Below are 23,001 nucleotides of genomic sequence, written 5' to 3'. Positions count from 1 at the left end.
GGCAGGACGGGCGCAATAAAATTGCCATGGGCTCGACCAAATGGGGGGGTGATTTCCGCCCGCAGGCAGGCTATATGGGGGCAGCCTGAAAAGTTGGGATTGGTCTGATGAGTGTGCTTGTCACCGGAGCCGCCGGCTTCATTGGATATAACACCTCGCTGCGCCTGTTGGCGCGAGGCGAGCAGGTAGTTGGCGTCGATAGTCTGAACGCCTATTACGACCCGGCGCTCAAGGCCAAACGGCTGGATCATCTGCGCCAGCATCCCGGTTTCAGCTTCGTCCAGGCCGACATCGCCGACCGTGCTGGCATGGCGGCGGTGGCCCAGGCCCATCCCGACATCACCGCCTATATCAATCTGGCCGCCCAGGCCGGGGTGCGCCATTCGCTGACGGCGCCGCACGAATACAGCCATTCCAACGTCGAAGGCCATCTGGTCATGTTGGAACTGGCCCGCGCCAACAAGAATTGCCGGCATTTCGTCTATGCCAGCTCGTCATCGGTCTATGGCGCCAACACCAAGCTGCCGTTCTCGGTGGACGACCGGGTGGACCAGCCCATCTCGCTTTATGCCGCCACCAAGCGCGCCGGCGAATTGATGAGCCATTCCTATTCCCATCTTTACCGTATCCCCACCACCGGCCTCAGGTTCTTCACCGTCTACGGCCCGTGGGGGCGCCCGGACATGGCCGCCTATCTGTTCGCCACCGCCATCCTGGCCGGCAAGCCGATCACCGTGTTCAACAACGGCGACATGCGCCGCGACTTCACCTATATCGACGATATCGTCTCGGGCGTTGTCGGCGTGCTCGATAATCCGCCCGCCGACGACGGCGTGGCACCGCCGTGCCGGCTTTACAACATCGGCAACAACAACTCGGAAAAGCTGATGGACTTCATCGGTTTGATCGAGCAGTGCCTGGGTCGCAAGGCGGAATACGATTTCCGTCCCATGCAGCCGGGCGACGTCAAGGAAACCTATGCGGATATTTCCGCCATCCAAAAAGATGTGGGTTTCGCACCGACCACGCCGATCACCGTGGGCGTGCCCAAGTTCATCGACTGGTTCAAGACCTATCACGGGGTGTGAGCGGCACCGGGCAGGGTGAAATGGAAGCGGGTGCCGGCTTCGGCCGGTGACTCGATCCAGATGGTGCCGCCGTGGCGCTCGACGATGCGTTTGCAGATGGCCAGGCCGATGCCGGTGCCCGGGTATTTATGCGCCGGATGCTGGCGGCGGAAGATTTCGAACGGGTCGGGGCCGGACAGATCCATGCCGATGCCGTTATCGGTGATGGTGAAACGCCACATCGCGCCCTCTTGGCATGCACCGACCGTGATCACCGGTTGCTGGCCGGGCGGCTGGAACTTGATGGCATTGGCCAACAGGTTCTGAAACAACTGCATCATCTGGATCGGGTCGCCCACGATGACGGGCAGGGCGGCGACCTGGATATGGGCGTCACTGGATTTGATCGCCTCGTCCAGGTTTTCCATGGCCTGGGCGCAGGACTCGGCGCTGGAAAATGTGGTGAACTCGGCCATCTGACCGTCGACGCGGGTATAGGTCAGCAAATCATTGATCAGGGCGTGCATGCGTTGGCCGCCGCTGACGATGAAGCCGATATATTCATCGGCGCGCTGGTCCAGTTGGCCGGCATATTGGCGCGACAGCAATTGCGCGAACGAGACGATGCTGCGCAGCGGTTCCTGCAAATCGTGCGAGGCGACGAAGGCGAAGCGTTCCAGCTCGCGGTTGGCGGCGGCCAGATTATCCAGCGTCTGTTGCAGCACCCGTTCACGCGCTTGCCGTTCGGCGATGTCGCGTTCCAGTTCGGCGTTGACGCCCGATAATTCCCGGTAGGCCGCTTCCAGATTGGTGGCCATGGTGGCGAAAGAGGCGGTCAGCTGGTCCAGTTCATCCGGAGTGGCCGGCTGGCGGCGGTGCAGTTTCAGCGGTGGGGCCGAGCCGTGGGCATCGTAGCGGCTGAAATACTGGGCGATGGTCACCAGATGGCGGGTGATCAGGCGGTGGACGATGTAAAGGGTGAACAGCGAGACGATGAAGGTCTTGATCCCCTGGCTGGCCAGGATGATCATGACTTTCTCGCGCAGACGGTCGTGGACGCCGTCCAGACTGGCCTCGACCCGCAGCACGCCGATCTGGCGGGTTTGCCCACGATTCTCGCGCAGCAACGGGTAGTCGCGCCCCCGGCTGGGGCCGTCGCCCAGGATTCCGGCCTGGACCCGAAGCGGTTTGGCGACGCCGCTGGTGGTTTCCCGCACTTCGGCGAATTGTATGTCGGGCAGGCGCAGCAAGCCGTCCAAGTGCAGGCGTAGGCCGGCGGCATCCACGTTCCACAGTGCCACCGCCAGACTGTCCGGGGTGCTGTTGCCGATGTCACGCAGCCGGTTGTCGATCGTGCCCATGTCGTGGCGGTAATCCAAGTACAGTTGCAACCCGGTTGACACAAGGGTGACCATGGAACTGAACAGCACGATCAGCACCAGAACCCGCAGGCCGATACCGCGCAAGGACGGACGATGCTTGTTCATGAGAAAAAATTGCTACGGAAGATGGCGTCCAGCGTGCCGTCGTCGCGCATGTCGCGGATGGCCCGGTTGAACTGCTCCATGGCGTTCAGGTGCGGGGATTTCAGCGAGCATTGCAGCACCAGATCCATCTGGCTCAGCAGCAATTGCTGCCCGAGGTGATGGTCCAGGCCCATCTGTGCCGCCAGATAGCGGATGGTGGGCATGGCCCCGGCCACCGCTTCGACCCGGCCATGGGCAAGCTTGCGCAGGCCGGTCTGGTAGTCGGTGTCGAATTCCTTGCGCAGCCGCGCATTCTCGTCGAAACCGCCGCCCATGGCCAAGCCGCGCAGCACGGAAATACCGTTCAGCCGGTGCAGGTCGTCGAAGCCGTCGAGCCTGACCCCCTTGGCGGCGATGATGCCCACCGGGTGATGGGCCAACAACTCGCCTTTTTTGACGATGCCGGCGCGGGTGTCGTTCCAGACGATGATGGTGCAGTCCTGCGCCCCGGTTTCCAGTTCGCGATCGATGCGGGCGAAGGGATGCAAGGTGATGGCGATGCTGTGGCCGGTGCGGCGCTGGAACTCGGCCACCACCGCCGGAAACACCCCCACCGGCTTTTGCGTCGTCGGATCAAGCGAAGCCCAGGGCGCCACGTCGATGGTGATAAAGCGCAGCTCTCCCGCTCTCGCCGGGACGAAAGACAGAAGCAGCATCAGCATTATCAGCGCCGTCCGGGCCATACCTTGCCCCGCCCCCCACATAACGGACCGAGCAAAGCATAGCGCGCATGGCAAGGTTTTGCCATCACAAGTATTGAGGGTGTTCAAAAGGTAGCAAGTCGGTCCCTGTCAACCCTGTTTACGTTTATTTGTGTGTTTTGAATCAAGTCAATGGGCTGCTTTGTTAAAGCAGGCGGTCAGTCTGTCCGGTCGCCATACAGTCTTTCGATCTGCTCGGCGAAATGCTGACGGATGACGTGCCGCCGAATCTTCATGGTCGGTGTCAACATCAGGTTGTCAGTGGTGAAGGATTGGTCGATCACCACATGGCGACGGATTTTCTCGATGGTTGACAACCCATTATTGACGCGCTCGACCGCCTTGGCCACCTGGGCGGCATCGCATTCCTCGGCGGCGACGAGCAGCGCCACCAGATGCGGGCGCTTGTCGCCATGGACCATGGCCTGGGCGATTTCCGGTTGCAGGGTCAGCAAGCCCTCGATGCGTTGGGGCGAGATATTGTCACCGCCCGAGTTGACGATGATGTCCTTTTTGCGATCGGTGATGCGGATATAGCCGTCTTCGTCCATTTCGCCGATATCGCCGGTGTGCAGCCAGCCATCGGCGCCGATGGCCCGCGCGGTCGCCTCGGCGTCGCGCCAATAGCCCTGCATCAGCACCTCGCCCTTGACCAGGATTTCGCCGTCCTCGGCGATGCGCACGCTGATGCCTTCGAGCGGTGGTCCCACCGTGTCCAGCTTGACCAGGGACGGCGGCGAGCAGGAAATGGCCGGCCCCGCCTCGGTCTGGCCATAGCCTTGCAGGATGCGCACGCCCAGCGCGGCGAAGAACGCGCCGACCTCGAAGGCCAGGGGGGCGCCGCCCGAGACCAGCGCCTTCAGCCGTCCACCGAAGCGTTGACGCACCTTGGCGCGGACCAGATGGTCCAGGGCCAGATCGGCCAGTCTTTCGCCCCATGTCAGTCTTTGCCCGGTCAGCCGCTTGGTGCCCAGGCGCAGGGTGGCGAGAAACAGCTTTTCCTTGGCCCCGCCCTGACGGCGCAGGGCGCCGAGGATACGGGCGCGCATGCTTTCATACAGGCGCGGCACCGCGGTCATGATGGTGGGACGCACCTCGGCCATGTTGGCGGCCAGTTGGTCCAGGCTTTCGGCATAGGCGATGGTGGCGCCGATGCTGAGCGGAAAGATCAGCCCCACCGTGTGCTCGTAGGAATGGGATAAGGGCAGGAAGGACAGGAACACCTGATCGCCCAGCCCCAGGTCGCGCAACAGCGCATGGGCGCCCAGGCAATCGGCCAGCAGGGCGCCATGGGACAGCATCACCCCGCGCGGTGCACCGCCGGTACCCGAGGTGTGGATGATGCAGGCGGTGTCATCGCGGCGCAGTCGGGCGGCCCGGTCGCGCATGGCTTGGTGGGTGTCCGCGCCCATCGCCAGCACCTGTTGCCAATCCAGCACGGCGAAGCCGGGGGCTTGGGCCAGACGCGGCGGCTCCAGGCAGATCAGGGTGGGCGGCTGGCTGGCCCTGGCCGCCGCCGGCATCACCCGCTCGGCCAGGGCCAGGGTCGAGACGATGACCAGCCGGGCCTGGACGTTTTCCAGGATGTGACGGTGATCGTCGGTGGTGTTGGTGACATAGGCCGGCACGGTGATGCCGCCGGCGATCATGACGGCCAGATCGGCGATGGCCCATTCGGGCCGGTTTTCCGACACCAGCATGACGCGGTCGCCGGGTTCCAGCCCCAGGCGGACCAGACCGCCGGCCAGGGACAGGGCGGCGTCGATGGTCTGCCGCCACGACAGATAATGCCAGGCGCCGTCACGCTTGGCCCCCAGCAAGGGGCGGTCTCCCAAGTCTTCGGCCTGATCCAGGACCATGGCCGGGATGCTGGGGCAGGATGCGAAATCCACAGGCATGATTCCTCCCATTGGCACTTGATCCGCGCCGTTTCGCGCCATCTTATAGGGGCACGTTGCCTTTACTGATAATCCCAACCGGGACAGGAGTCACTGGATGAGCACCAAGAATACCGCCGCCGATCTGGGCAATTTGCCCGAATGGGATCTGTCCGACCTGTATCCGGCCCCGGATTCCGCCGAGTTGGCCGCCGATCTGGACAAGGCGGAGGCGATGGCCAAGGCGTTCAGCCAGCGTTACGACGGCAAGCTGGCGGCGATTTCCGGCGACGATTTCGGCGACGCCATCGCCGAATACGAGCGCCTGGGCGAAATCATGTATCGGGCCATGTCTTATGCCCAGCTCTACTATGCCGGCGACCAGACCGACCCCGAGCGCGGGCGTTTTCATCAGGGCATCCACGAGCGCATCACCGACATTTCGGCGCACACCTTGTTCTTCACCCTGGAAATCAACCGCCTTGACGACGCGGTGCTGGAAGACAAGCTGAAAGCGGCCAAGACCGCCCATTACGGCCCGTGGCTGCGCGACGTCCGCGTGTTCCGCCCGCATCAATTGTCGGACGAGGTCGAGCGCCTCTTGCACGACAAGTCGGTGGCCGGTCGGTCGGCCTGGAACCGTCTGTTCGACGAAACCATGGCGCGGCTGCGTTTTCCGCTCGACGGTCAGATGCTGACTTCGGCCGAGGCGCTGCACCTGATGAGCGACCGCGACCCGGCCAAGCGCAAGGCCGCCGCCGAGACCCTGGGCAAGGTGCTGACCGAGAATACCGGCCTGTTCGCCCTGATCACCAACACCTTGGTCAAGGACAAGGAGATCGAGGACAAGTGGCGCAAATACGCCCGCCCGCAATCGTACCGCAACCTGTCCAATCAGGTGGAGGACGAAGTGGTCGATGCCCTGGCCGCCGCCGTCAAGGGCTGTTACGGCCAGTTGTCGCACCGCTATTATGCCCTGAAGGCCAAGTGGTTCGGCGTCGATCAGCTGGATTACTGGGACCGCAACGCGCCGTTGCCCGATGTCGCCGACCGTACCTATAGCTGGGAACAGGCGCGCGACAGCGTGCTCGACGCCTATGGCGCCTTCAGCCCCGACATGGCGGCTCTGGGTAAGCGCTTCTTCGACGGCAACTGGATCGATGCCCCGGTCCGTGCGGGCAAGTCGCCCGGCGCCTTCGCCCATCCCACCGTCACCACCGCCCACCCCTATCTGCTGGTCAATTACCAGGGCAAGGTGCGTGACATCATGACCCTGGCGCACGAGTTGGGCCACGGCGTCCATCAGGTGCTGGCGGCGGGCCAGGGCGGATTGATGGCCGACACGCCGCTGACCTTGGCGGAAACCGCCTCGGTGTTCGGCGAGATGCTGACCTTCCAATCCATGCTGGCCAAGGAAACCGAGCCGGCGCGGCGCAAGGCCATGCTGGCCGGCAAGGTCGAGGACATGTTGAATACGGTGGTGCGTCAGGTGGCGTTCTACCAGTTCGAGTGTCTGGTTCACGATGAGCGCCGGCGCGGCGAATTGTCGCCCGACCGTATCGGCGAATTGTGGATGCAGGTGCAGGTGGAAAGCCTGGGCCCGGCCCTGCGCTTCGACGACGGCTACAAGTCGTTCTGGACCTATATTCCGCACTTCGTCCATACGCCGTTCTACGTCTACGCCTATGCCTTCGGCGATTGCCTGGTCAATTCGCTGTATTCGGTCTATCGCAACGGCGCGCCGCAATTCGCCGAGAAGTACCTGGACATGCTGCGCGCCGGCGGCACCAAGCGGCACCAGGACCTGTTGGCCCCGTTCGGTCTCGATGCCGGCGATCCGGCGTTCTGGCGTCAGGGTCTCGACGTGGTGGTCGGCTTCATCGACGAGTTGGAAGCGATGTAAGAAGGGGGGCGCGGCGCCGGGTTTTGCTCGGCGCCCGTTCCTCGCGGCGGAAACAACCAGCCGCAACGCGGATGGGCACGGATAGACACGGATAAAAACAAAATCCGTGTCTATCCGTGTTGCCCGCGCTAGCGGGTATCCGCGTTCATCCGTGTTGCTGCTGGTTCTGTCCGTCTGGATTGGCGCCAGGGGCGGACAGACCCTAAGCCTTTGAGCCCAGCATGGTCTTGAGGCGGGCGATCTCGCCCGATTGATAGCGGATGCGTGCCGCCATCACTTCCAACAGCTTGACGGCGATGATGTCGCTTTTTTCCAGCCGGGCCATGAATTCCGCCCCTTTGATCACCACCACTTCCGACGGCTCGAGGATCTGGGCCGAGGCCATGCGCGGGCGGTCGTCCAGCACCGCCATCTCGCCGATGATGTCGCCGGGCTTGGACAGGTCCAGATACAGCTCGCGCCCGTCCGGGGTGGTCTTGGAAATCTGCACCAGCCCGTCATCCAGCACATAGCATTCGCCGTTGCTGGCATCGCCCTGGTGGAACAGGTATTCGCCCGGACGCAAGGTGCGGCGGTTATGGGTGGCCGGGCCGGAGGTGGTGACCTGGGGCTTGCCGGCGATCACCGCCTGGGCGCCGCGCATCTGTTCCACCGCGTCGGCGATGGCGTTGCCCATGCTCGACGAGTTGCGCAAGGTGCCGGCGATGCGCAGTGCCATGGGCCGCAGGGATTCGTCGGCGGGCAGTTCGGCCAGGGCTTCGATCATCACCGCCGCCCGCTCGGCGTCGTCGGCGCGGCACAAGGCCGGCTCGCGGAAGGCGCCGAACGATCCCAGCAGCTTGCCGGCGCCGTTGCTGGACTGGATCGAGCGGGCCACGTGCAGCAGGCGGGCGGTGGCGAAGTTTTCCACCTTGAGGACGCCCTTGGGCGACAGATAGGCCTCTGACGGCGACAGACACAGGCCGGTCTGGCCGATGCGCTGGCTCAGTTCGAACAGCGACAACAGCCGGACCATGGCCGAGGCGGCAAAGGCCGAGCTGATGTTCTCCACCCGCTTGGGCAGGCGGCTGAGGGGCAGGCCGTCGGGCGGTTCCGACACCACGTAGAGGCGGTGGTCGTCCTGCAACAGGTCTTCCGCCTGCAACACGCTGGGATGGGTGGTGGTGCGGGCCTGGCTGACATCCGCTTTCAGCAGATCGGGGCCATAGCCGGTGCCGGCATGGTTCAGGATATCCTTGGGGATGCCATAGATCACCACCTGCCGGTCCGACTTGGTGTCCTGGCAGCGGGCGTGGATGATGCCGCATTCCACTTCGCTGGATTGCACCCGATAGCGGTCGAACAAGGTTCCCGGCAGCATGACGCTGGATTCGCTCATGGATCGTTCCCCAGATTAAGGCGGCCATGATACTGTCGATGACCAATGATGGCGAGATGGTTGAACCAACCGGAAAGGAATAGGCCCATGGTTTGGAAGATGGGATGTGCTTTTGCCGCGCTGCTGCTGGCGGCTCCGGCCTGGGCCGGTTCGGTGGGGACGATCAAGACGGTGACGGGCGAGGCCCATGTGCAGCGCGGCGGCCAGAACATGGCGGCGGCGCCGGGGCTGGCGCTGGAGCAAAGCGATGCCATCGTCACCGGCAATGACGGCAGCGTCGGCCTGACGTTGCGCGACAACACCACGCTGTCGGTGGGGCCGCGCACCAGCATGGGTCTGGACGAATTCGACTTCGAGCCGGCGGCGGGCAACATGAAGCTGGTCACCTCGGTGGCGCGCGGCACCATGATGATGACGTCGGGGACCATCGCCAAGCTGGCGCCCGAGAAAGTGTCGGTGGTGACCAAGTCGGGCACTATCGGCGTGCGCGGCACCCGTTTCGTCGCCAGTGTGGAAGAATGAGCATGCCCCGCATCCTCGCCGCCCTGGCGGTGCTCACCCTGCTGGCCGGCTGCGCCCGTCCGGCGGCTTATGTGGTTCTGTTGGACCAGCCCGATCATCCCGGCAGCGCCGTCACCTGGACCAATCAGGCCGGCACCCAGGTGGTGGCCACCCCCGGCAGCGGTACCGGCGCCGATCGTGCCGATGCCAAGCCGGCGGACGTCTTCGCCGTGCCGGAAAAGGATATTCAGGACCGCTTCGGCCAAGCCATCAAGGCGCAGCCGCGCACGCCCAAATCCTTTTTGCTGTATTTCCAGTTCCAGTCCACCGACCTGACCCCCGAATCGAAGGCGTTGCTGCCGTCGGTGCTGGACGAGGTCAAGGCGCGCCCGGCCCCCGATCTGTCGATCATCGGCCATACCGACGGCATGGGCGACGCCAAGTACAATTATGAACTGGGCCTGCGCCGGGCCAAGGAAGTGCAATCCATGGTCACCGCCTTGGGCATCGAACCCAGGATGATCGAGGTGACCAGCCATGGCCAAAGCAACCCGCTGGTGCCGGAAGCCAAGGGCAAGGGCGAGGCCAAGAACCGCCGGGTGGAAGTGACGGTACGGTAGGTCTCCCCGTTGTGGCGCCGTGAGTGGAAAGAACCAGCAGCAACACGGATGGACGCGGATGCCGCTTCGCGGCTACACGGATAGACACGGATTTTGTTTTTATCCGTGTTCATCCGTCCATCCGTGTTGCGGCTGGATCTATCCGCCTGCACTGACGGCTGCCGGGCCTATTTCTCCGCCAACACCACCCGCACACCGCTTTCCCCCGCGTGCAACCGGTTCAGGTGGAACGCCGCCAACGGGTCGCTGTCGGCCAAGGGGGCAAAGGCGTCCGCTGCCGCCGCCGTATCCCCCGCCGCCATCAGCGCATAGGCGGCCAGATAGGCTTGGGCATCGCTGCCGGCGGGCAGCGGCTCATAGGCCAGGGTGGCTTCGCTTTTGCCTTTCAGCACCAGTTCGCCCACCGGACGGCCATGGAAATCCGGGCATCGCTCGACCGTACTGCCGGCGACGCAGATATGGGTGCCCAGGTGGCGGTTGACGGTTTCCAGCCGCGCCGCCGCGTTGACCGCGTCGCCCAGGGCGCGGTAATCGGAAATGCTGCCGCCGCCCACATTGCCGATGGTCACCATGCCGGTATTGACGCCGATGCGGGTGATACCCAAGGCGTGGCCCTGTTCGCGCATGCGGATGACATAGGCGCGGCTGAAGGCATCCATCTCCAGGGCGCAGGCCACGGCGCGGGCGGCGTGGTCGGGCTGCATCACCGGGGCCGAGAACATCACCGCCACCGCGTCGCCGACGATGCGGTCCAGCGTGCCCTGATGAGTGAAGGCGATCCTGACCATGCCGTCGATATAACCGTTCAGCACGTGCAGCAAGGTGGCCGGGTCGGATTTTTCCACCAAGGTGGTGAAGCCGGCCAGATCGGTCATGACGAAGGAACATTCGCGGCGTTCGCCGCCCACCGCCAGCGATTGCGGGTTGTCCAGCAGATGGCGCACCAGATTGGGTGAGATATAGCGGGCGAAGGCCCCCCTGATGAAGGCGCGTTCCGCCTGATCCTGGCGATGGCGGACCAGGGCGGTGATGCCATGGGCGATGATGGCGGCGGCCAGGGCCGGCAGCGGGTCGGCCAGCAGCCGCATGTCCAGGAACAACAGGGCGGTCAGCCCCAGCAACAGCGTGGCGACGGCCAGGGTGGTCAAGGCCCCTGCCAGGGGCGCCATCCAGGCGGCGGCGGCGATCAGGATCAGGCCGGCGATCACCGCCAGCAGGGTTTCCGCCCCCTCCATCCAATCAGGCCGCTGGGGCAGGGCGCCCAGTTGCGCCGCTTCCGCCGCCTCGGCGTGCATGACCACGCCAGGGACGATGTCGCCATGCGGGGTCAGGCGCAAATCCAGCAGGCCCTTGGCCGAGGCGCCGACGAAGACCACGTGGCCGTCAAGGGCACGGGGATCGGCGCTGCCGTCCAATACCTTCCAGGCGGGGACGAAGCGTTCGGCTTGTGGTTTGGTGTAGTGCAGGTGCACCGATCCTTGCGCATCCACCGGGATTTGCAAGGGGCCCAGGGCCAATTGGGTCAGTGCCCCGGTTTCCGCCGCCGCTTTGACCAGGATGTTGCGCTTGCCGGTGGCGACGCGCAGGGCTTCCAGGGCCAGGGACGGGTGCAATTGGTCGCCCAGGCGGACGATCAGCGGCACCCGGCGGATGATGCCGTCGCCATCGGCGGTGAAGGCGATTGCGCCGGTGCCGGCGGCGGCCTGTTCCAAGGCGGGCAACGAGCGCACGCCCTGGCCCAGATCGGGCAGGGCGGCCAGCGGATTGGGGCCGGAAAAGATGAAACGGGCCTTGGCTGTGCTTTGCGCCCCCGCCGGCTGATGGCTGGCGGCGAAGCCGGTGACCACACTGCCGCCCGCGATGGCGGCGGCCAGTACCGCGTCGGGATCGGGCAGGGTCTGGATGGTCTGGCGCATGGCCGGCGACAGCGGCCAATCGGCCGAGACGCGGGCCGGCGCCGTGCGGTCGGGCTCGGCCAGGATGATGTCGAGCGCGATGGCAGCCGCTCCGGCGGCGCGCAAGCTTTCCACCAAAGCCGCCAGAGAGTGGCGCGGCCACGGCCATTGTCCCAGCTTGGCCAGGGATTCCTCGTCGATATCGACGATGCGCACCGGTACCTGCACATAGGGGCGCGGCCACAGGTTTTGCAGGGTGTCGAAGGCCAGATGGTCCAGCCGGGTACGCGCCTGCGGCACCAGCAGCAGGGCGAAGACGGCCAGCACCAGGGCGACGGCGCCAAGGGCAGCCGCCCGCATCTTGGCCTTTGCCTTGCCGGTCATGGCTGCTGCCTGATGATTGTCATGCCGCTTTATCCCCCATTGGAGTACCATTTTCATCCTGTGGCCACTGTATCGCAGGGGAATGGCCTTCACACCCCACCCGCATGGGCGGGGTTGATCCGCCCGTGTCAACTACTCAGAGGTCATAAGTGGCCAACAGGGGCTCGCCTAAGCCCGCAATGTCGTGTAGGCAATCACCATGGTGCGCCGCACAAAAGCGCAACAGGGGAATCTTTAGTTCAGATGAACCTGATGCAGCGCAATAAAAAGACAGGGCCAAGGACGTCATGATATATAAAATTTCCTGAACACCCTTGGCAGCGTGGCGTAAGCCGTGCATTCTGCCTTTCTAATATAGAGCGGCCCGTCTCTTTAAGCAGGGGAAAGAACATGAAGATCGCCATACCGAAGGAGCGTCGCGCGGGGGAAACCCGGGTGGCCGCCTCGCCCGATACGGTGAAGAAGTACGTCCAGATGGGCTTCGAGGTGCAGGTCGAAGCCGGTGCCGGTAGCGGCGCCTCCATCGCCGACGCGGTTTATGCCGAGGCCGGCGCCACCATCGCCGCCGATGCCCAGGCCGCTTTCGACGCCGATGTGGTGCTGAAGATCGCGCGCCCCACCGATGATGAAATCGGCATGATGCGCGAAGGCGCGGTGCTGATCGCCGGTCTGTCGGCCCTGACCAACAAGGACATGGTGGAGAAGCTGGCGGCCCGCAAGGTCACCGCCTTCGCCATGGAGCTGGTGCCGCGCATCACCCGCGCCCAAAGCATGGACATCTTGTCGTCGCAGGCCAATCTGGCCGGTTACAAGGCGGTGCTGGATGGCGTGCATGTGTTCAAGCGCGCCGTCCCCATGATGATGACCGCCGCCGGTACCGTGGCTCCGGCCCGTTTCCTGATCCTGGGCGCCGGTGTCGCCGGCCTGCAAGCCATCGCCACCGCCAAGCGTCTGGGCGGCGTGGTCTATGCCTTCGACGTCCGCCCGGCGGTGAAGGAACAGGTGCAATCCCTGGGCGGCAAGTTCGTCGAGGTCGACCCCGAGGCGACCAAGGACGCCGAGACCGCCGGCGGCTATGCCAAGGAAATGAGCGAGGATTACAAGGCCAAGCAGGCGGCCAAGATCGCCGAGGTGCTGGCCAAGACCGACATCGCCATCTGTACCGCCCTGATCCCCGGCAAGCCGGCCCCGGTGCTGATCACCGAGGATATGGTCAAGGGCATGCGCCCGGGCTCGGTCATCGTCGATCTGGCGGTGGAGATGGGCGGCAATTGCCCGCTGTCCGAGTTCGATCAGGTGGTGGAAAAGCACGGTGTCACCCTGGTCGGCCACGGCAACGTGCCGGCGCGGCTGGCGGTGGATGCCTCGGCCCTGTTCGCCAAGAACCTGCTGAACTTCATCACGCCCTTGGTGGACAAGGAAAACAAGACTTTGGCCTTCAACTGGGACGACGAGATCCTGAAGGGGTCTTGCGTCACCCGTGACGGTCAGGTCGTGCACCCGGCCTTGGCCGGTTAAGGAGGGACGGGAAATGGATCCCAAGGATATTGTCGACGGCGCGGCAAAACTTGCCACCGACGCCCAGGAGATGGCCGCGAAAGCGGCTCTGCTGGCCCAGCAGGCCACCCAATTGTCGGTTTCGCCCGTGGATGGCGGCGTCGGCTTCGTCAGCCTGCTGACCATTTTCGTGCTGGCCTGCTTTGTCGGCTATTACGTGGTCTGGCGGGTGACGCCGGCCCTGCATTCGCCCTTGATGGCGGTGACCAACGCGGTGTCGTCGGTCATCATCGTCGGTGCCCTGATCGCCACCTCCACCGACGGCATGGCCGCCAAGGTGCTGGGGTTCTTCGCGGTGATCCTGGCCTCGGTGAATATCTTCGGTGGCTTCATCGTCACCCAGCGCATGCTGTCCATGTTCAAAAAGAAGCAGAAGTAAGGGGGCGACCGTGTCTGCAAGCCTGACGCAATTCGCGTATCTCGTCGCTGCCATCTGCATGATCATGGCGCTCCGTGGCCTGTCCAGCCCGGAAACGTCGCGCGGCGGCAACATGTGGGGCATGGTCGGCATGGCCATCGCCATCGTCACCACCATCCTGACGCCGGACACGTCTTACATCCTGATCCCGCTGGGGCTGCTGATCGGTGGCGCCATCGGCACCATCGTCGCCAAGAAGATCGAGATGACGGCGCTGCCGCAATTGGTGGCGGCGTTCCACTCGCTGGTCGGTCTGGCCGCCGTGTTCGTGGCCGGGGCCGCCTTGTCGGCGCCGGAAGCCTTCGGCATCGTCGGTTCGGGCGGCGGCATCAAGACCGCCTCGCTCATTGAAATGAGCCTGGGCGTGGCCATCGGCGCCATCACCTTCACCGGTTCGCTGGTGGCTTTCGGCAAGCTGCAAGGCCTGGTCAGCGGCAAGCCGCTGGTCTTCCCGCTGCAACACAAGCTGAACGCCGCGCTCGGCATCGCCATGGTGGTGCTGATCGGCCTGTTCTCGGTGTCGGGTGGCTCGGTGCCGTTGTTCGTGCTGATCACCCTGATCGCCCTGGCCTTGGGCTTCCTGCTGATCCTGCCCATCGGCGGCGCCGACATGCCCGTCGTCGTCTCCATGCTCAATTCCTATTCGGGCTGGGCGGCGGCTGGTATCGGCTTCACCCTGGGTAACCCGCTGTTGATCATCGTCGGCGCCTTGGTCGGTTCGTCGGGTGCCATCCTGTCCTACATCATGTGCAAGGGCATGAACCGGTCCATCTTCAACGTCATCCTGGGCGGCTTCGGCGGCGAGGTGGCGGGTCCGGCGGGTGCCGGTGGCGCCGGCGGCGACAAGGCGGTCAAGGCCGGCTCGGCCGACGACGCCGCCTTCATCATGAAGAACTCGTCCAAGGTCATCATCGTGCCCGGTTACGGCATGGCGGTGGCCCAGGCCCAGCACGCGCTGCGGGAAATGGGCGACATGCTGAAGGCCGAGGGTGTGGACGTGCGGTACGCCATCCATCCGGTGGCCGGTCGCATGCCCGGTCACATGAACGTGCTGCTGGCCGAAGCCAACGTGCCCTATGACGAAGTCTTCGAGTTGGAAGAGATCAACCACGAATTCGGCACCGCCGACGTGGCCTTCGTCATCGGCGCCAACGACGTCACCAACCCGGCGGCCAAGACCGACACGGCATCGCCCATCTACGGCATGCCCATCCTGGACGTGGAAAAGGCCAAGACGGTTCTGTTCATCAAGCGCTCCATGGCCTCGGGCTATGCCGGCGTCGACAACGAACTGTTCTTCCGCCCCAACACCATGATGCTTTTCGGCGATGCCAAAAAGGTGACGGAAGAAATCTGCAGCGCCCTGGGCTGATGGGGGCTGCACAAAAAGACGGCGCCGGAGAGGGAACTCTCCGGCGCCTTTTTTGTTGGTGGTTTGCTGTCGCCTATTCTTCCTGGATGATGATTCCGTACCAGCCCAGGCCGGCATAGGTTTCATAGCCCGGGGTCAGGGCATAGGCGACCACGGTGCCGTCCATGTCCTGATAGCAGCCGCGGTCGCCCAGCTTGGTGCGCAGCGGAAACTTTTCCACCAGCAGACCGCGTCGGGCCGAATCGGCGATGATGCGATGGTCGCGGTCGATCAGCAGGCAGCGGCTTTTCTGCCGTTCCTGCGGCGACAGGCGCACGCCATCGACGATGGTCTGGGCCTGGGCTTCCCAGTCGAAAAAGATGCCCAGGGCGCCGATGGGGGCGCCGTCGGCCTCGCCGCCTTCGCGGATGGCGGTGGCATAAGTGGCGACCAGGGCGCCGCCCAAGGCTCCCTCGCGGCTGATGTCGGCGACGGCGAAATCATTGCCGCTTTGGGTGGCCATGGCGTCGCGGAACCAGGGCTGACGCGACACGTCGGTGCCGATGGCATTGGGATAACGGCTGCGCCGGCCATTGGCGATCACCCGGCCCGAGGCATCGGCGACCCACAAATCCAGATAGACGGTGTAGGAATCGAGGATGACGCCCAGGCGCTTGCTGGCGTGGCCGGCCTTGGCCGGGTCCATCAGGCAATCGACCATGGCCGAATCGGTGGCCCACCAGCGCACATCGCACGAGCGTTCGTACAGATTGCGGTCGGCGATTTCCACGGCGTTATGGGCCAAGTCGGCCAGGCGCTCGCCCCTGACCTGACGCACTTCCTCGGCCAGGGCGCGGCCAAAGCCCGACAGGCTGTCCAGCTTGCCGCGCAATTCACCCCGCAGGGAATCGGTCAGTTCGGCGATTTCCGAGGAAATGGCCTTCACCTCGTCGGCGACCACGGCGAAACCGCGACCCATCTGGCCGACGCGCTGGGCCTCGATCGAGGCATTCAATGCCAACATCCGTGATCTGCGGGTGATGCCGTGGATGCGGTCGATCTTTTGATCGGTGACGGCGGCGACGGTCCCGGTTATTTCCAGCAGATGTTCGACAGATGCCATTTTATCCTCGTGCGCATTGTGTGCGTTGCAGCATCCATAGCACGGGATTATTTTGATGTGCATAAAAAAAATGCATAACCCCCCTCTATATACGAATGCCTAAATAATAGGCTTATTTTTATTGGGGGATAAAGTGCTCTTGGCGTGGTGTCCGTCGGCATGCCGGGAGACGGGGGACAGGGGGAGATTTCCGGGCACGCCTGCGGTCAAACGCCAAGAGCGCCGCGACATTGCCATCGCGGCGCCCTGGTGCAATTGACTTTGGTCAGCTCTTGTGTCCCGCGCCGCCATTTTCATGGCAGCGCAGGGGTAGAGGAGGCTCGCCAAGGGCCGCCGTCAATCGCGGCGGCAAACCATTAGAAGCCTTCGCGTTCCAGGCGCTTGCGCTCCAGCTTACGGGCGCGGCGCACGGCCTCGGCCTTCTCGCGAGCGCGCTTTTCCGAGGGCTTCTCGTAGTTGCGGCGCAGCTTCATTTCACGGAAGACGCCTTCGCGCTGCATCTTCTTCTTGAGGGCCTTCAGGGCCTGGTCGACGTTGTTGTCACGGACGAGAACTTGCACGTTTCTTCACAGCTCCTCTACGCTGAATAGAAACCCGACGTACGGCACCCCATGCCGTCCGGGAGGGCGATCTGATAGCACAGTGTATTGCCTTTGGAAAGAGATTTACACATCATCTTGATGTTCTCGACCGAGGCGCCTAACTGAGCTAGGTATTGGGGACTGCATATAGGGGCTAAAGCCATGGACTTTCAAGACATTCGTGACCGGCTGGTCATCGCCGCCCTGCCGCATGCGGTTTTCGACGGCTGGACCGCCAAGACCCTGGCCTTGGCCGCGCTGGATCTCGACCTGGAGGTTTCCCTGGGCGAACGCGCCTTCATGGGCGGTCCGGTCGAGGCGGTGGCCCATTTCGCCGATCTGGGCGACCGGCTGATGTTGGCCGATTGCCTGGATCAGGGTTTGCCGGTGATGAAGATTCCCGACCGCATCAAGACGTTGATCCGCGCCCGCCTGACCCGCTGGGCCCCGCACCGCGAGGCGCTGCGCCGGGCGCTGTCGCTGCTGGCCATGCCCGCCCATGCCTTGGTCGCCGCCAAGGTGACGGCGCGGACCATCGACACCATGTGGCGGGCGGCGGGGGATACGTCCAGTGATTTTTCCTGGTACACCCGCCGGGCCACCCTGACCGCAATCTACACCGCCACCTTATTGTATTGGCTGGACGATGCGTCCGAGGATTGCGCCGACACCTGGGCCTTTCTCGACCGTCGCCTGGCCGATGTGGGGCGGGTGACCAAGGCGCGTCAGAAGCTGACCAAATGGCTGAGCAGCCTGCCCAAGCCGAAAGCACCGGCGGGCAAGCGCGCGAAGCGGGAGTCGCATCCCGCCTGACGCCCGTCTGCGGTTATCCCTTGGGGCGTTTGTCGATGACCCGCTTGGCCTTGCCCATGGAGCGCTCGATACTGCCCGGCGTGACCACGTTGACCCGGGTGGAAATACCGATCAGCGCCTTGATGTGATGGTTGAGATCGTGGCCGGCGGCGGCGCAGGCGGTATCGTCGAACGGCTGGTCGGGGCGCATTTCCACATTGACGGTCAGGCTGTCCAGGTGGCCGTCGCGGGTGATTTCCAACTGGTAATGGGGGGCCAGGCGGAAATCCTTCAAGATCAATTCCTCGATCTGGGTGGGGAAGACGTTGACGCCCCTGATGATCATCATGTCGTCGGAGCGCCCGGTGATCTTGCCCATGCGTCGGAACGACCGTGCCGTACCCGGCAGTAACCGGGTCAGGTCGCGGGTGCGGTAACGGATGATGGGCAGCGCCTCCTTGGTCAGGCTGGTGAACACCAACTCGCCCATTTCGCCGTCGGGCAGCACGCGGCCGGTCTCGGGGTCGATGATCTCGGGATAAAAATGGTCTTCCCACAGATGCAGGCCGTCCTTGGTCTCGATGCATTCATTGGCGACGCCGGGGCCGATCACTTCCGACAGGCCATAGATATCCACCGCGTCGATGCCCACCCGGTTCTCGATCTCGGCCCGCATGGAATCGGTCCACGGCTCGGCCCCGAAAATGCCGATTTCCAGCGAGCAATCGGTCGGGCCCATGCCCTGGCGTTCCATCTCGTCGGCGACGGCCAGCATGTAGCTGGGGGTGACCATGATGATCTGGGGGCGGAAATCGTGGATCAACTGCACCTGCTTTTCCGTCTGGCCGCCGGACATGGGGATGACGGTGCAGCCCAGGCGCTCGGCGCCGTAATGGGCGCCCAAGCCGCCGGTGAACAGGCCATAGCCGTAAGAGATGTGGCAGCGGTCGCCGGGCAGGCCGCCGGCGGCCCGGATGGACCGGGCCATGACGTCGGCCCACATGGAGATGTCGTTCCCGGTATAGCCGACCACGGTAGGTTTGCCGGTGGTGCCTGAGCTGGCGTGGATACGCACCACCCGGTCCATGGGCACGGCGAACATGCCGAACGGGTAGGTCTGGCGCAGATCGTCCTTGGTGGTGAAGGGAAACTTGGCAAGGTCGGCCAAGCTCTGCAAATGGTCGGGATGGATGCCGGCATGATCGCATTTGGCGCGGAAATGCCCGACATTGTCATAGGCATGGCGCAGCGACCAGCGCAGCCGCTGCAGTTGCAGGGCGGCAATTTCGTCGCGGCTGGCGGTTTCGATGGGGTCGAGCAAATGGCGGGGTGCACCGCAACGGCGGGAATGTTTGGGGCTCACGACTTCCTCCGGTCATTCGGTCTTGTACCCGGCAGTCGCGGGTCGGCCGATCATTGTCGGTATATTTTTACACTATTTACAGATATCGCGCGAGACAGGCTGTGCATTCAAATTGTGCATAACATGAGCGTTTTTGTTATGTTTAAACCTCTTGCACCCGCCTTAAACAGGCAGTACGGTCAGCTTTCGTACGTGGTGGGGTAAAGGAAACCGTAAGGTGACCTTAGTTAAGCAGACAATCGCCAAAATCCTGTCGGTGGTTTTCACCGGCATGTCCTTGGCCGAGATCGTAGATATTCTCATTCCAAATCGGCAGTCGGCTTTCGTCCTGCGACGGCGCGCTCTGCTGATCCTGTCGCGTGTCCGCTTGGTGGCCTTTACCTTCGCCATCCTGACGCCGCTTTGGATTCCGGTGGATCTGTTCATCTTCGAGACGGCGCTGGGCATGTATCTGGCGGCGCTTCGGGTGTTGGCTTCCATCGCCTTCGTCTTGCTGGGCCTGTCCTATCGCGGCGCCGATTCCATTGTCGTCGCCCGTTGGGGGCTGGTGTGGCTGCTGTCCATCCCCACCGTGTTCTTCCTGATCAGTCATCCGCTGCTGGCCCAGTTCGCCATCACCGATCCGGCCCAGCAGGTGATCGCCGCCGGCTATGCCTTCCTGCCCTTCGTCATGGTCGCCGGCCTGTCGGTGTTTCCCATCACCGCCCTGGAAGGGGCGCTGCTGTCGGCGCCCTTGCTGCTGGCCTATCTGCTGACCGGCATCCTGGGCTATCAATTGCTGCCGTTCGCCTCGCATCTGGGGGCGCAATGGCTGCTGCTGTTGCTGGCGGTGGTGTCGTCGCTGGCCGGCATGAGCCAACTGCATTTCATGAGCCAGTTGGTCGACCAATCGTCGCACGATGGTCTGACCCGGGCCTATAACCGCCGGGTAGGCGAGGAAATCGTCGCCCAGCAATTCCTGACCTCGCTGCGCACCGAGGGGCCGCTGGCCCTGGCCTTCGTCGATTTGGACAATTTCAAATCCATCAACGACCATTACGGCCACGAAGAGGGCGACAATACCCTGCGCAATGCCTCGACCGCGCTGCGCAAGGTGTTGCGTCGCGGTGACGTGCTGGTGCGCTGGGGCGGCGAGGAATTCCTGGCGCTGATGCCCAATACCGACGAGGAAGGGGCGCGCATCGCCCTGGCCCGTCTGCGCGAAGCCGGTTTGGGCCTGCGCCCCGACGGCAATCCGGTGACCGCCTCCATCGGTGTGGCCGAGCGTCTGGCCGATCAGGCCGGGCAATGGTCGGAACTGGTGGAAAAGGCCGACCAGCGTATGTACATGGCCAAGCAGACCGGCAAGAACAAGGTCATCGGCATCGACAACAAGGTGCTGGCGGAAAGCGCCGCCGCCGGCTGACCGGCTAGAGTGTCAAGCCTTAAACCAGACGCATCCATTCTATCAATCGTCATTCCCGCGTAGGCGGGAATCCAGCGAACCGTGTCGGCATAAGCGCGTGACTCCTGGACCCCCGCCTGCGCGGGGGTGACGATTGTTGCCATGAATGTGCTTCCGATTAAAGGCACGCAGCTCTATTGCGCCGCCACCGGTAAATCCAGCGCACCGACCACTCGGGCGATATCGGCGGCCAAGTGGTGACGGCTGGCCCCGCCGGGGCGGACCACCAGCGAGAACCACACCGGCGATAAGTCCGGCAATCCCATTTCCGCCGCCTCCAACACCCGCAGATCGGGGTGCAAGCCGGTCTGCCCCAGGGGGGCCAGGGCCATGCCGCTGGCCACCGCCGCTTGGATTCCGGCCAGGCTGGGGCTGGCATAGGCCAGACGCCAGGGCCGGCGGCTTTGATCCAGACGATCCACCACCTGACGGCGGAACAGACAGCCCTGGGGGAACAAGGCCAGGGGCAGGGGATGCAGCGGCGGCAGGGATTCATGGGCGGAAGCGGTCCAAAATACCGGCTCCGGCCACACGCCGACGGCGCCTGCCATGGGCTGCTCGCCCTTGAACAGAGCAACGTCCAATTCGCCCAAATCGAAATCGGCGCGCAGCTTCACCGACAGGTCGGCACGGATGTCCAGTCGCACCTGGGGATTGGCGCGGGAAAAGGCCGTCAGCACCCTGGGCAGGTGGCGGCTGGCGAAATCCTCTGAGACTCCCAAGCGGATGATTTCGCCCACTTCGCGCCGCACCAAGGTGGCGCGCGCCTCGTCGTCCAGGGCCAGCAGGCGGCGGGCATAGCCCAGCAGGGTTTCTCCCGCTTCGGTCACCTGCACCTGACGGCCCTGACGTAAGAGCAGGGGCTGGCCGATATGATCTTCCAGCCGCTTGATCTGTTGGCTGATGGTCGATTGGGTGCGGTGCAGGCGCTGGCCGGCGCGGGTGAAGCCGCCGCTGTCGACGATGCCGACAAAGGTGCGCAGCAAGTCCAGATCAAGGCTATGGGGGAGCATGGCGGTATCATTCATAAAATGGATGGTAAATATTCTATCATCTAATTTCCAAATGTCACCGCTGCCGGTTAGGCTGATCCGGTCGTTGAGGGAAAGGAACCGGCCATGGTCGCCCGATTATCACCCACCAATCTGCTGCCGTGGTTGATCGCCCTGTTTTGTCTGATCTGGTCGTCGGTGTTCGCGGTGGCCCGGCTGGGGCTGGCCCATTCTCCGCCCTTGACCTTGCTGTCCATCCGCTTTGCCCTGGCCGCCCTGGTAGCCTTGGCTTTGGCTTTGGCGTTACGCGAAAGATTGCCGCGCGGGCGCGCCGTGCTGATGCTGGCGCTGATCGGTATCGCCAACCATGCCCTTTATCTGGGCCTGTCCTATTTGGGCATGCGTCACGTGCCCGCCGGGCTGACCGCCATCATCGTCAGCGCCAATCCGGTGCTGACGGCGCTGCTTGCCGCGCTGGTGCTGGACGAGCGGTTGAACGGACGCAAATTGGCCGGTCTGGCCCTGGGGGTGGTGGGCGTCGCCTTCATCCTGCGCCACCGCATCGTCGCAGGTACCGATGCGTGGTTGGATATGCTGTGGCCGCTGGCGGCCTTGGTGGCGTTGTCGGGCGGCGCCATCTTGTTCAAGCGCATTGGTCTGGCTGGCGGTGGCTTTGGCGGATTGGCGGTGCAACTGGCCGCCGCCGCCCTGTTCCTGGCCTTTCCCGCCTGGGGGCTGGAAGGCGGCTTGGCGGCGATCGAGCCGGTGGCGGAATTCTGGTTCTCGCTCGCCTATCAGGTGGTGCTGGCCTCGGTCATCGCCTATGCCATCTGGTTCCACCTGCTGCGGGTCAGCACCGCCACCGCCGCCAGCGCCTGGCACTTCCTGATCCCGCCCTTGGGCGTGTTGTTCGGCTGGCTGATCATGGACGAACAGGTGATGTGGGCGGATTTCGCCGGTATCGTCCCGGTGGCGGCGGGGATTTGGCTGGTTACCCGATCTCGAACACCGCTTCGATCTCCACCGCCACGTTAAGCGGCAGGCTGGGGGCGCCGACGGCGACGCGGGCATGGCGGCCGGCATCGCCCAACACTTCGACCATCAGGTCGGAGGCGCCATTGACCACCTTGGGCTGATCGGTGAAATCGGGGGTGCTGGCGACAAAGGCGGTCAGCCGCACCACCCGGCGAATGCGGTCGAGATCGCCGCCGCACGCCGCCTTGGCCTGGGCCAACAAATTCAGGCCGCACAGGCGGGCGGCGCGCACGCCGTCTTCCACCGACACTTCCGCCCCCAAATGGCCAAACACCACCGGCTTGCCGCCTTCCATGGGCAATTGTCCCGAGACGAACACCAGATTGCCGGTGATGACGAAGGGGACATAATTGGCCACCGCCACCGCCGGCACCGGCAAGGTGATGCCCAGTTCGGCCAGACGCGCGTCGATGTTGGAAGCCATGATCGTCCCCGTTGCTGCAATGGATCGGCCCAAGGTAAGGGATGGCGGGGGTGGTTGTCTTCGGCAAAG

The 23,001-nt window shown here is 64.0% G+C and carries 20 protein-coding genes; 10 read left to right on the top strand and 10 right to left on the bottom strand.

Annotated features, from left to right (window positions below):
* Nucleotides 1–107 precede the first annotated feature (107 nt).
* Nucleotides 108–1,088: an NAD-dependent epimerase/dehydratase family protein gene (locus MGMSRV2_RS07620; protein ID WP_024079785.1), complete on the top strand. Its 981-nt coding sequence runs from the start codon at nucleotides 108–110 to the stop codon at nucleotides 1,086–1,088.
* On the opposite strand, the gene MGMSRV2_RS07615 is transcribed toward MGMSRV2_RS07620, so the two are convergent.
* The 3 genes from MGMSRV2_RS07615 to MGMSRV2_RS07605 form a co-directional block, all read right to left on the bottom strand.
* Nucleotides 1,076–2,554, bottom strand: a complete 1,479-nt coding sequence (locus tag MGMSRV2_RS07615) for a sensor histidine kinase (protein WP_024079784.1) — start codon at nucleotides 2,552–2,554, stop codon at nucleotides 1,076–1,078. The genes MGMSRV2_RS07620 and MGMSRV2_RS07615 overlap by 13 nt on opposite strands.
* Nucleotides 2,551–3,249 (bottom strand): substrate-binding periplasmic protein, encoded by a 699-nt coding sequence (locus MGMSRV2_RS07610; RefSeq protein ID WP_158497744.1) that lies wholly within the window; start codon nucleotides 3,247–3,249, stop codon nucleotides 2,551–2,553. The genes MGMSRV2_RS07615 and MGMSRV2_RS07610 overlap by 4 nt, the downstream gene beginning before the upstream one ends.
* Nucleotides 3,250–3,452: 203 nt before the next feature.
* Nucleotides 3,453–5,192: an AMP-dependent synthetase/ligase gene (locus tag MGMSRV2_RS07605; RefSeq protein ID WP_024079782.1), complete on the bottom strand. Its 1,740-nt coding sequence runs from the start codon at nucleotides 5,190–5,192 to the stop codon at nucleotides 3,453–3,455.
* 97 nt (nucleotides 5,193–5,289) lie between these two features.
* Between MGMSRV2_RS07605 and MGMSRV2_RS07600 the strand changes: the two genes are divergently transcribed.
* Nucleotides 5,290–7,074, top strand: coding sequence for a M3 family oligoendopeptidase (locus tag MGMSRV2_RS07600; RefSeq protein ID WP_024079781.1), 1,785 nt, complete (start codon nucleotides 5,290–5,292; stop codon nucleotides 7,072–7,074).
* Between the two features lie 202 nt (nucleotides 7,075–7,276).
* On the opposite strand, the gene MGMSRV2_RS07595 is transcribed toward MGMSRV2_RS07600, so the two are convergent.
* The gene (locus MGMSRV2_RS07595) at nucleotides 7,277–8,452 is read right to left on the bottom strand and encodes a cyclic nucleotide-binding domain-containing protein (RefSeq protein WP_024079780.1); all 1,176 of its coding nucleotides are present in this window, start codon (nucleotides 8,450–8,452) and stop codon (nucleotides 7,277–7,279) included.
* 87 nt (nucleotides 8,453–8,539) lie between these two features.
* On the opposite strand from MGMSRV2_RS07595, the gene MGMSRV2_RS07590 reads away from it, so the two are divergent.
* Nucleotides 8,540–8,974: a FecR family protein gene (locus tag MGMSRV2_RS07590; protein WP_024079779.1), complete on the top strand. Its 435-nt coding sequence runs from the start codon at nucleotides 8,540–8,542 to the stop codon at nucleotides 8,972–8,974.
* Between the two features lie 2 nt (nucleotides 8,975–8,976).
* A complete protein-coding gene (locus MGMSRV2_RS07585; RefSeq protein WP_158497743.1) occupies nucleotides 8,977–9,573 on the top strand; it encodes an OmpA family protein in 597 nt (198 codons plus the stop codon).
* 167 nt (nucleotides 9,574–9,740) lie between these two features.
* Here MGMSRV2_RS07585 and MGMSRV2_RS07580 read toward each other — a convergent pair whose 3' ends face one another.
* Nucleotides 9,741–11,852: a CHASE2 domain-containing protein gene (locus tag MGMSRV2_RS07580; RefSeq protein WP_024079777.1), complete on the bottom strand. Its 2,112-nt coding sequence runs from the start codon at nucleotides 11,850–11,852 to the stop codon at nucleotides 9,741–9,743.
* A 390-nt stretch (nucleotides 11,853–12,242) separates the two neighbouring features.
* Between MGMSRV2_RS07580 and MGMSRV2_RS07575 the strand changes: the two genes are divergently transcribed.
* The 3 genes from MGMSRV2_RS07575 to MGMSRV2_RS07565 are packed head-to-tail and all read left to right on the top strand — an operon-like array spanning nucleotide 12,243 to nucleotide 15,199.
* Nucleotides 12,243–13,370, top strand: coding sequence for a Re/Si-specific NAD(P)(+) transhydrogenase subunit alpha (locus MGMSRV2_RS07575; RefSeq protein WP_024079775.1), 1,128 nt, complete (start codon nucleotides 12,243–12,245; stop codon nucleotides 13,368–13,370).
* 13 nt (nucleotides 13,371–13,383) lie between these two features.
* On the top strand, nucleotides 13,384–13,788 hold the full coding sequence (locus MGMSRV2_RS07570; RefSeq protein ID WP_024079774.1) for an NAD(P) transhydrogenase subunit alpha part 2: 405 nt from the start codon (nucleotides 13,384–13,386) through the stop codon (nucleotides 13,786–13,788).
* 10 nt (nucleotides 13,789–13,798) lie between these two features.
* Nucleotides 13,799–15,199, top strand: a complete 1,401-nt coding sequence (locus MGMSRV2_RS07565; RefSeq protein ID WP_024079773.1) for an NAD(P)(+) transhydrogenase (Re/Si-specific) subunit beta — start codon at nucleotides 13,799–13,801, stop codon at nucleotides 15,197–15,199.
* A gap of 73 nt (nucleotides 15,200–15,272) precedes the next feature.
* On the opposite strand, the gene MGMSRV2_RS07560 is transcribed toward MGMSRV2_RS07565, so the two are convergent.
* Both MGMSRV2_RS07560 and rpsU read right to left on the bottom strand, forming a co-directional pair.
* The gene (locus MGMSRV2_RS07560; protein ID WP_024079772.1) at nucleotides 15,273–16,301 is read right to left on the bottom strand and encodes a methyl-accepting chemotaxis protein; all 1,029 of its coding nucleotides are present in this window, start codon (nucleotides 16,299–16,301) and stop codon (nucleotides 15,273–15,275) included.
* Between the two features lie 356 nt (nucleotides 16,302–16,657).
* Nucleotides 16,658–16,861: a 30S ribosomal protein S21 gene (gene rpsU, locus MGMSRV2_RS07555; protein ID WP_024079771.1), complete on the bottom strand. Its 204-nt coding sequence runs from the start codon at nucleotides 16,859–16,861 to the stop codon at nucleotides 16,658–16,660.
* Nucleotides 16,862–17,044: 183 nt separating this feature from the next.
* On the opposite strand from rpsU, the gene MGMSRV2_RS07550 reads away from it, so the two are divergent.
* A complete protein-coding gene (locus MGMSRV2_RS07550; protein WP_024079769.1) occupies nucleotides 17,045–17,695 on the top strand; it encodes a COQ9 family protein in 651 nt (216 codons plus the stop codon).
* A 13-nt stretch (nucleotides 17,696–17,708) separates the two neighbouring features.
* Here MGMSRV2_RS07550 and paaK read toward each other — a convergent pair whose 3' ends face one another.
* Nucleotides 17,709–19,037 (bottom strand): phenylacetate--CoA ligase PaaK, encoded by a 1,329-nt coding sequence (gene paaK / locus MGMSRV2_RS07545; protein ID WP_024079768.1) that lies wholly within the window; start codon nucleotides 19,035–19,037, stop codon nucleotides 17,709–17,711.
* Nucleotides 19,038–19,254: 217 nt separating this feature from the next.
* Here paaK and MGMSRV2_RS07540 point away from each other — a divergent pair, with 217 nt between their 5' ends.
* Nucleotides 19,255–20,442 (top strand): GGDEF domain-containing protein, encoded by a 1,188-nt coding sequence (locus tag MGMSRV2_RS07540; RefSeq protein WP_024079767.1) that lies wholly within the window; start codon nucleotides 19,255–19,257, stop codon nucleotides 20,440–20,442.
* A 173-nt stretch (nucleotides 20,443–20,615) separates the two neighbouring features.
* Here MGMSRV2_RS07540 and MGMSRV2_RS07535 read toward each other — a convergent pair whose 3' ends face one another.
* A complete protein-coding gene (locus MGMSRV2_RS07535) occupies nucleotides 20,616–21,494 on the bottom strand; it encodes a LysR family transcriptional regulator (protein ID WP_041634206.1) in 879 nt (292 codons plus the stop codon).
* A 105-nt stretch (nucleotides 21,495–21,599) separates the two neighbouring features.
* Between MGMSRV2_RS07535 and MGMSRV2_RS07530 the strand changes: the two genes are divergently transcribed.
* A complete protein-coding gene (locus MGMSRV2_RS07530) occupies nucleotides 21,600–22,508 on the top strand; it encodes a DMT family transporter (RefSeq protein WP_024079765.1) in 909 nt (302 codons plus the stop codon).
* Here MGMSRV2_RS07530 and MGMSRV2_RS07525 read toward each other — a convergent pair.
* Nucleotides 22,465–22,932, bottom strand: a complete 468-nt coding sequence (locus MGMSRV2_RS07525) for a RidA family protein (RefSeq protein ID WP_024079764.1) — start codon at nucleotides 22,930–22,932, stop codon at nucleotides 22,465–22,467. The two genes, MGMSRV2_RS07530 and MGMSRV2_RS07525, sit on opposite strands and share 44 nt — an antisense overlap.
* Between the last annotated feature and the right edge of the window lie 69 nt (nucleotides 22,933–23,001).

The organism is Magnetospirillum gryphiswaldense MSR-1 v2 (genome assembly GCF_000513295.1).
GTDB lineage: Bacteria > Pseudomonadota > Alphaproteobacteria > Rhodospirillales > Magnetospirillaceae > Magnetospirillum > Magnetospirillum gryphiswaldense.
Note: the sequence above shows the minus strand (reverse complement) of the source record. Positions and strands in the feature narration are given on the sequence as shown.